This window comes from Streptomyces sp. NPDC127106, assembly GCF_042677605.1.
Classification (GTDB): domain Bacteria; phylum Actinomycetota; class Actinomycetes; order Streptomycetales; family Streptomycetaceae; genus Streptomyces.
Map to the genome: position 1 here is coordinate 185,040 of NZ_JBHXTC010000006.1, position 6,156 is coordinate 191,195.

At 65.3% G+C, this 6,156-nt stretch carries 11 protein-coding genes; all 11 read left to right on the plus strand.

Annotated elements, in window-relative coordinates:
* Nucleotides 1-2: 2 nt before the first annotated feature.
* Entirely contained in the window at nt 3-314 is a 312-nt protein-coding gene (gene rplX / locus ACFVGY_RS09095; protein WP_179173314.1) for a 50S ribosomal protein L24, read from the plus strand.
* Nucleotides 314-865, plus strand: a complete 552-nt coding sequence (gene rplE, locus ACFVGY_RS09100; protein ID WP_189808023.1) for a 50S ribosomal protein L5 — start codon at nt 314-316, stop codon at nt 863-865. The genes rplX and rplE overlap by 1 nt, the downstream gene beginning before the upstream one ends.
* Before the next feature lie 5 nt (nt 866-870).
* On the plus strand, nt 871-1,056 hold the full coding sequence (locus tag ACFVGY_RS09105; RefSeq protein ID WP_003956452.1) for a type Z 30S ribosomal protein S14: 186 nt from the start codon (nt 871-873) through the stop codon (nt 1,054-1,056).
* 220 nt (nt 1,057-1,276) lie between these two features.
* On the plus strand, nt 1,277-1,675 hold the full coding sequence (gene rpsH, locus ACFVGY_RS09110; RefSeq protein ID WP_042812335.1) for a 30S ribosomal protein S8: 399 nt from the start codon (nt 1,277-1,279) through the stop codon (nt 1,673-1,675).
* Nucleotides 1,676-1,695: 20 nt separating this feature from the next.
* Nucleotides 1,696-2,235: a 50S ribosomal protein L6 gene (gene rplF, locus ACFVGY_RS09115; protein WP_114053744.1), complete on the plus strand. Its 540-nt coding sequence runs from the start codon at nt 1,696-1,698 to the stop codon at nt 2,233-2,235.
* A gap of 4 nt (nt 2,236-2,239) precedes the next feature.
* A complete protein-coding gene (gene rplR, locus ACFVGY_RS09120; RefSeq protein WP_360624191.1) occupies nt 2,240-2,623 on the plus strand; it encodes a 50S ribosomal protein L18 in 384 nt (127 codons plus the stop codon).
* A gap of 45 nt (nt 2,624-2,668) precedes the next feature.
* The gene (gene rpsE, locus ACFVGY_RS09125) at nt 2,669-3,271 is read left to right on the plus strand and encodes a 30S ribosomal protein S5 (RefSeq protein WP_179173317.1); all 603 of its coding nucleotides are present in this window, start codon (nt 2,669-2,671) and stop codon (nt 3,269-3,271) included.
* Nucleotides 3,271-3,453, plus strand: a complete 183-nt coding sequence (gene rpmD / locus ACFVGY_RS09130; protein ID WP_005313525.1) for a 50S ribosomal protein L30 — start codon at nt 3,271-3,273, stop codon at nt 3,451-3,453. The genes rpsE and rpmD overlap by 1 nt, the downstream gene beginning before the upstream one ends.
* Nucleotides 3,454-3,455: 2 nt before the next feature.
* The gene (gene rplO / locus ACFVGY_RS09135) at nt 3,456-3,911 is read left to right on the plus strand and encodes a 50S ribosomal protein L15 (protein WP_385427934.1); all 456 of its coding nucleotides are present in this window, start codon (nt 3,456-3,458) and stop codon (nt 3,909-3,911) included.
* Between the two features lie 186 nt (nt 3,912-4,097).
* A complete protein-coding gene (gene secY / locus ACFVGY_RS09140; protein WP_385673300.1) occupies nt 4,098-5,411 on the plus strand; it encodes a preprotein translocase subunit SecY in 1,314 nt (437 codons plus the stop codon).
* Nucleotides 5,411-6,058: an adenylate kinase gene (locus tag ACFVGY_RS09145; RefSeq protein WP_385673303.1), complete on the plus strand. Its 648-nt coding sequence runs from the start codon at nt 5,411-5,413 to the stop codon at nt 6,056-6,058. Before secY ends, ACFVGY_RS09145 begins: the two co-directional genes overlap by 1 nt.
* Nucleotides 6,059-6,156: the final 98 nt, after the last annotated feature.

Genomic DNA, 6,156 nt, shown 5'->3' on the forward strand with positions numbered 1-6,156 from the left:
GCATGAAGATCAAGAAGGGCGACCTGGTCCAGGTCATCACCGGTAAGGACAAGGGCAAGCAGGGCAAGGTCGTCGCGGCCTTCCCCGGCGAGAACCGCGTCCTGGTCGAGGGTGTCAACCGGGTCAAGAAGCACACCAAGGCTGGTCCGAACCAGGCCGGCGGCATCGTGATCACCGAGGCCCCCGTCCACGTTTCGAACGTCCAGCTGGTCGTGGAGAAGGACGGCAAGAAGGTCGTCACCCGCGTCGGTTACCGCTTCGACGACGAGGGCAACAAGATCCGCGTTGCCAAGCGCACGGGTGAGGACATCTGATGGCTACCACTCCGCGTCTGAAGACGAAGTACCGCGAGGAGATCGCGGGCAAGCTGCGTGACGAGTTCCAGTACGAGAACGTCATGCAGATCCCCGGCCTCGTCAAGATCGTCGTGAACATGGGTGTCGGCGACGCCGCCCGTGACTCGAAGCTGATCGACGGCGCCATCCGCGACCTCACCACGATCACCGGTCAGAAGCCGGCCGTCACCAAGGCCCGCAAGTCCATCGCGCAGTTCAAGCTGCGCGAGGGTCAGCCGATCGGTGCCCACGTCACCCTCCGTGGCGACCGCATGTGGGAGTTCCTGGACCGCACCCTGTCGCTCGCGCTGCCGCGCATCCGCGACTTCCGCGGCCTGTCCCCGAAGCAGTTCGACGGCCGTGGCAACTACACCTTCGGTCTCACGGAGCAGGTCATGTTCCACGAGATCGACCAGGACAAGATCGACCGCGTCCGGGGTATGGACATCACCGTGGTGACCACGGCGACCAACGACGCTGAGGGCCGCGCGCTCCTCCGTCACCTCGGCTTCCCCTTCAAGGAGGCGTAAGCGAGATGGCGAAGAAGGCTCTGATTGCCAAGGCTGCTCGTAAGCCCAAGTTCGGTGTGCGTGCGTACACCCGCTGCCAGCGCTGCGGCCGCCCGCACTCCGTGTACCGCAAGTTCGGCCTGTGCCGCGTGTGCCTTCGTGAGATGGCTCACCGTGGCGAGCTGCCGGGCGTGACCAAGAGCTCCTGGTAAATCCTTCTGTCCCTGGACAGTTGGGATTGCCGGTAACTCTCGGTAAGCATCTGGGTCGGCGGAGGCCCCTCCCCCATGCCGTAGGCTAGTGGGGTTGGGCGTCCGCCGCCCGCACGACTTACTACGCCGTAGGTCCCCGCACCGCACCCGTCCCGTCTCAGTACGGGGAGAGGGATGGCGCATACAGGAAACCCCGGCGAGAGAGGCCGAAGGCCAATTCATGACCATGACTGACCCCATCGCAGACATGCTCACGCGTCTGCGGAACGCTAACTCGGCGTACCACGACTCCGTCGTGATGCCGCACAGCAAGATCAAGTCGCACATCGCGGAAATCCTCAAGCAGGAGGGTTTCATCACCGGCTGGAAGGTCGAGGACGCCGAGGTCGGCAAGAACCTCGTCCTCGAGCTGAAGTTCGGCCCGAACCGCGAGCGCTCGATCGCCGGCATCAAGCGCATCTCGAAGCCGGGTCTGCGTGTGTACGCGAAGTCCACCAACCTGCCGAAGGTCCTCGGCGGCCTGGGCGTGGCGATCATCTCCACGTCCCACGGTCTCCTGACCGGCCAGCAGGCGCAGAAGAAGGGCGTGGGTGGGGAAGTCCTCGCCTACGTCTGGTAGTCGGGAACGGAGGAAAAGCTATGTCTCGTATCGGCAAGCTCCCCATCCCGGTTCCCGCCGGCGTGGACGTCACCATCGATGGCCGCACGGTCGCGGTGAAGGGCCCCAAGGGTCTCCTCTCCCACACCGTCGCCGCCCCCATCGAGATCGTTAAGGGCGAGGACGGCGTTCTGAACGTCACCCGTCCGAACGACGAGCGTCAGAACAAGGCCCTCCACGGCCTGTCCCGCACGCTGGTGGCCAACATGATCACCGGTGTGACCCAGGGATACACCAAGGCGCTCGAGATCAGCGGTGTCGGTTACCGCGTTGCCGCGAAGGGCTCCGCTCTGGAGTTCCAGCTCGGCTACAGCCACCCGATCCTGGTGGAGGCCCCCGAGGGCATCTCCTTCAAGGTCGAGTCGCCGACCAAGTTCTCGGTCGAGGGCATCGACAAGCAGAAGGTCGGCGAGGTCGCCGCCAACATCCGCAAGCTGCGGAAGCCCGACCCGTACAAGGCCAAGGGCGTCAAGTACGCGGGCGAGGTCATCCGCCGCAAGGTCGGAAAGGCTGGTAAGTAAAGCCATGGCATACGGTGTGAAGATCGCCAAGGGCGACGCTTACAAGCGCGCTGCGAAGGCGCGCCGCCACATCCGCATCCGCAAGAGCATCTCGGGTACGGCGGAGCGTCCGCGCCTCGTCGTGACCCGCTCGAACCGCGGTATCACCGCTCAGGTCATCGACGACCTCCAGGGCCACACCCTGGCGTCGGCGTCGCACCTGGACGCGTCGATCCGCGGCGGCGAGGGTGACAAGTCCGCGCAGGCCAAGCAGGTCGGCGCCCTGGTCGCCGAGCGCGCCAAGGCCGCCGGTGTCGAGGCCGTCGTGTTCGACCGCGGTGGCAACAGGTACGCCGGGCGCATTGCCGCTCTGGCTGACGCCGCCCGCGAAGCCGGGCTGAAGTTCTAAGCCCCGGTTCCGGGACTAACGGACGTAACAGAGAGAGGTAATCCAATGGCTGGACCCCAGCGCCGCGGCAGCGGTGCCGGTGGCGGCGAGCGGCGGGACCGGAAGGGTCGCGACGGTGGCGCTGCCGCCGAGAAGACCGCCTACGTTGAGCGCGTTGTCGCGATCAACCGTGTCGCCAAGGTTGTGAAGGGTGGTCGTCGCTTCAGCTTCACCGCGCTGGTCGTGGTGGGCGACGGTGACGGCACCGTGGGTGTCGGTTACGGCAAGGCCAAGGAAGTTCCCGCGGCCATCGCCAAGGGTGTCGAGGAGGCGAAGAAGAACTTCTTCCGCGTCCCCCGCATCCAGGGCACCATCCCGCACCCGGTTCAGGGCGAGAAGGCTGCGGGCGTCGTCCTGCTGAAGCCTGCTTCCCCCGGTACCGGTGTTATCGCCGGTGGCCCGGTGCGCGCCGTTCTGGAGTGCGCCGGCGTTCACGACATCCTGTCGAAGTCGCTCGGCTCCGACAACGCGATCAACATCGTGCACGCGACCGTGGAGGCCCTCAAGGGCCTGCAGCGTCCCGAGGAGATCGCGGCCCGCCGCGGTCTGCCGCTCGAGGACGTCGCCCCCGCGGCCCTGCTCCGTGCGCGTGCAGGGGCGGGTGTGTGATGGCTCGCCTCAAGATCACGCAGACGAAGTCGTACATCGGCAGCAAGCAGAACCACCGCGACACCCTTCGTTCGCTCGGGCTCAAGCGCCTGAACGACGTGGTCGTCAAGGAGGACCGCCCCGAGTTCCGCGGCATGGTGCACACCGTCCGCCACCTCGTGACGGTTGAGGAGGTTGACTAATCATGGCTGAGACCAGCCCGCTGAAGGCCCACAACCTCCGTCCCGCCCCCGGCGCCAAGACCGCCAAGACCCGTGTTGGTCGTGGTGAGGCGTCGAAGGGTAAGACGGCCGGTCGTGGTACCAAGGGTACGAAGGCCCGTTACCAGGTTCCGCAGCGCTTCGAGGGTGGGCAGATGCCCCTCCACATGCGCCTGCCGAAGCTGAAGGGTTTCAAGAACCCGTTCCGCACCGAGTTCCAGGTCGTGAACCTGGACAAGCTGGCCGCGCTCTACCCGCAGGGTGGCGAGGTCACGGTGGCCGACCTGGTCGCCAAGGGTGCCGTTCGCAAGAACCAGCTCGTCAAGGTCCTGGGCCAGGGCGAGATCTCCGTGGCGCTGCAGGTTTCGGTTGACGCCGTTTCCGCCTCCGCCAAGGAGAAGATTGCCGCCGCCGGCGGCTCCGTCACCGAGCTCGTCTAAGACGAACCCACGTGACAGATAGCTGAAAACCCGACCGGGGATGCCTCACATATGGGGCATCCCCGGTTGGTCGTTCCACGGGGGGCGCAGTCGCCGGTAAGGTGGCCTGCACCTTTGCTTGTACGTATTCGTCGAACCTCAGACCGTCACCTCTGACGCAGTAGCGCGGGGGTCGCAGGAGGCACCGTGCTCACCGCGTTCGCCCGGGCGTTCAAGACGCCCGACCTGCGCAAGAAGCTGCTCTTCACGCTCGGCATCATCGTGCTGTTCCGGCTCGGGTCCCACGTCCCGGTACCCGGCGTGAACTACAAGAACGTCCAGATCTGTGTCGACCAGGCCGGAAGCAGCAACAGCCTCTTCGGTCTCGTCAACATGTTCAGCGGCGGCGCGCTGCTCCAGATCACGATCTTCGCGCTCGGGATCATGCCGTACATCACGGCGAGCATCATCCTGCAGCTGCTGACCGTGGTCATCCCGAAGCTGGAGACCCTCAAGAAGGAGGGCCAGTCCGGCACCGCGAAGATCACGCAGTACACGCGCTACCTGACGGTCGCGCTCGCCATCCTCCAGGGCACGGGTCTCGTCGCCACCGCCCGTACGGGCGCGTTGTTCCAGGGCTGCCCGGTCGCGAGCCAGATCGTCCCGGACCGGTCGATCTTCACCACCATCACCATGGTCGTCACGATGACCGCCGGTACCTGTGTCGTGATGTGGCTCGGCGAGCTGGTCACCGACCGCGGCATCGGCAACGGCATGTCGATCCTGATGTTCATCTCGATCGCCGCCGGCTTCATCGGCGCGCTGTGGCAGATCAAGCTCCAGGGCAAGATCGCCGACGGCTGGGTCGAGTTCGGTGTCGTGATCCTGGTCGGCCTCGCGATGGTCGCGCTGGTGGTCTTCGTCGAGCAGGCCCAGCGCCGCATTCCAGTGCAGTACGCGAAGCGCATGATCGGCCGGCGCGCGTACGGCGGCACCTCGACCTACATCCCGCTCAAGGTGAACCAGGCCGGTGTGATTCCGGTCATCTTCGCCTCGTCGCTGCTGTACATCCCGGCGCTGATCGTTCAGTTCAGCGGATCCACCGCAGACTGGGCGATCTGGATCCAAAAGCACTTCGTCAAGGGTGACCACCCGTACTACATCGCGACCTACTTCCTCCTGATCGTCTTCTTCGCGTTCTTCTACGTGGCGATTTCGTTCAACCCCGAGGAAGTTGCAGACAACATGAAGAAGTATGGTGGGTTCATCCCGGGTATCCGTGCCGGTCGACCCACCGCCGAGTACCTGAGCTACGTGCTCAACCGGATCACCTGGCCGGGGTCGCTGTACCTGGGTCTGATCGCTCTAGTGCCGACGATGGCGTTGGCCGGCTTCGGAGCGAACCAGAACTTCCCGTTCGGCGGGACGAGCATCCTCATCATCGTGGGTGTGGGTCTGGAAACCGTGAAGCAGATCGAGAGCCAGCTCCAGCAGCGCAATTACGAAGGGTTCCTCCGCTGATGCGTATCGTCCTCGTCGGACCGCCCGGTGCGGGCAAGGGAACGCAGGCCGCGTTCCTTGCAAAGAACCTGTCGATTCCGCACATCTCGACGGGCGACCTGTTCCGGGCCAACATCAGCCAGAACACCGAGCTGGGCCGCCGCGCGAAGGAATTCATGGACGCCGGCAAGCTCGTCCCGGACGAGATCACCGTCGGCATGGCCAAGGACCGCATGGAGCAGCCGGACGCCGCGAACGGCTTCCTGCTGGACGGCTTCCCGCGCAACGTGTCGCAGGCCGAGGCCCTGGACGAGATGCTCCAGACCGCGGGCATGAAGCTCGACGCCGTCCTCGACCTGGAGGTCGAGGAGGACGAGGTCGTCAAGCGCATCGCCGGCCGCCGGATCTGCCGCAACGACTCCGCACACGTGTTCCACGTCGAGTACAGCGCCCCGAAGGCCGAGGGCGTCTGCGACAAGTGTGGCGGCGAGCTGTACCAGCGCGACGACGACTCCGAGGCCACGGTCCGGACCCGGCTGGAGGTCTACCACACGCAGACCGAGCCGATCATCGACTACTACAAGGCCCAGGGCCTGCTGGTGACGATCCCCGCCCTCGGGAAGGTCGAGGAAGTCACGCAGCGCGCGATGGACGCCCTGAAGAAGTAGTACCCCTGCTGTGCGTACGGCCGCGGTGTACCCCGGGCACCGCGGCCGGAAGGTTGTTAAAACCCCGTGTAAAAAGTGGTAAGCACGGTAAAGGTCCA

Bases quoted from the DNA above. Each gene is read 5' to 3' on its own strand.
- rpmD (WP_005313525.1), top strand. From the start codon at position 3,271: ATGGCTCGCCTCAAGATCACGCAGACGAAGTCGTACATCGGCAGCAAG.
- ACFVGY_RS09105 (WP_003956452.1), top strand. From the start codon at position 871: ATGGCGAAGAAGGCTCTGATTGCCAAGGCTGCTCGTAAGCCCAAGTTC.
- rpsE (WP_179173317.1), top strand. From the start codon at position 2,669: ATGGCTGGACCCCAGCGCCGCGGCAGCGGTGCCGGTGGCGGCGAGCGG.
- rplO (WP_385427934.1), top strand. From the start codon at position 3,456: ATGGCTGAGACCAGCCCGCTGAAGGCCCACAACCTCCGTCCCGCCCCC.
- rplR (WP_360624191.1), top strand. From the start codon at position 2,240: ATGGCATACGGTGTGAAGATCGCCAAGGGCGACGCTTACAAGCGCGCT.
- rplX (WP_179173314.1), top strand. From the start codon at position 3: ATGAAGATCAAGAAGGGCGACCTGGTCCAGGTCATCACCGGTAAGGAC.
- rpsH (WP_042812335.1), top strand. From the start codon at position 1,277: ATGACCATGACTGACCCCATCGCAGACATGCTCACGCGTCTGCGGAAC.
- rplF (WP_114053744.1), top strand. From the start codon at position 1,696: ATGTCTCGTATCGGCAAGCTCCCCATCCCGGTTCCCGCCGGCGTGGAC.
- rplE (WP_189808023.1), top strand. From the start codon at position 314: ATGGCTACCACTCCGCGTCTGAAGACGAAGTACCGCGAGGAGATCGCG.
- ACFVGY_RS09145 (WP_385673303.1), top strand. From the start codon at position 5,411: ATGCGTATCGTCCTCGTCGGACCGCCCGGTGCGGGCAAGGGAACGCAG.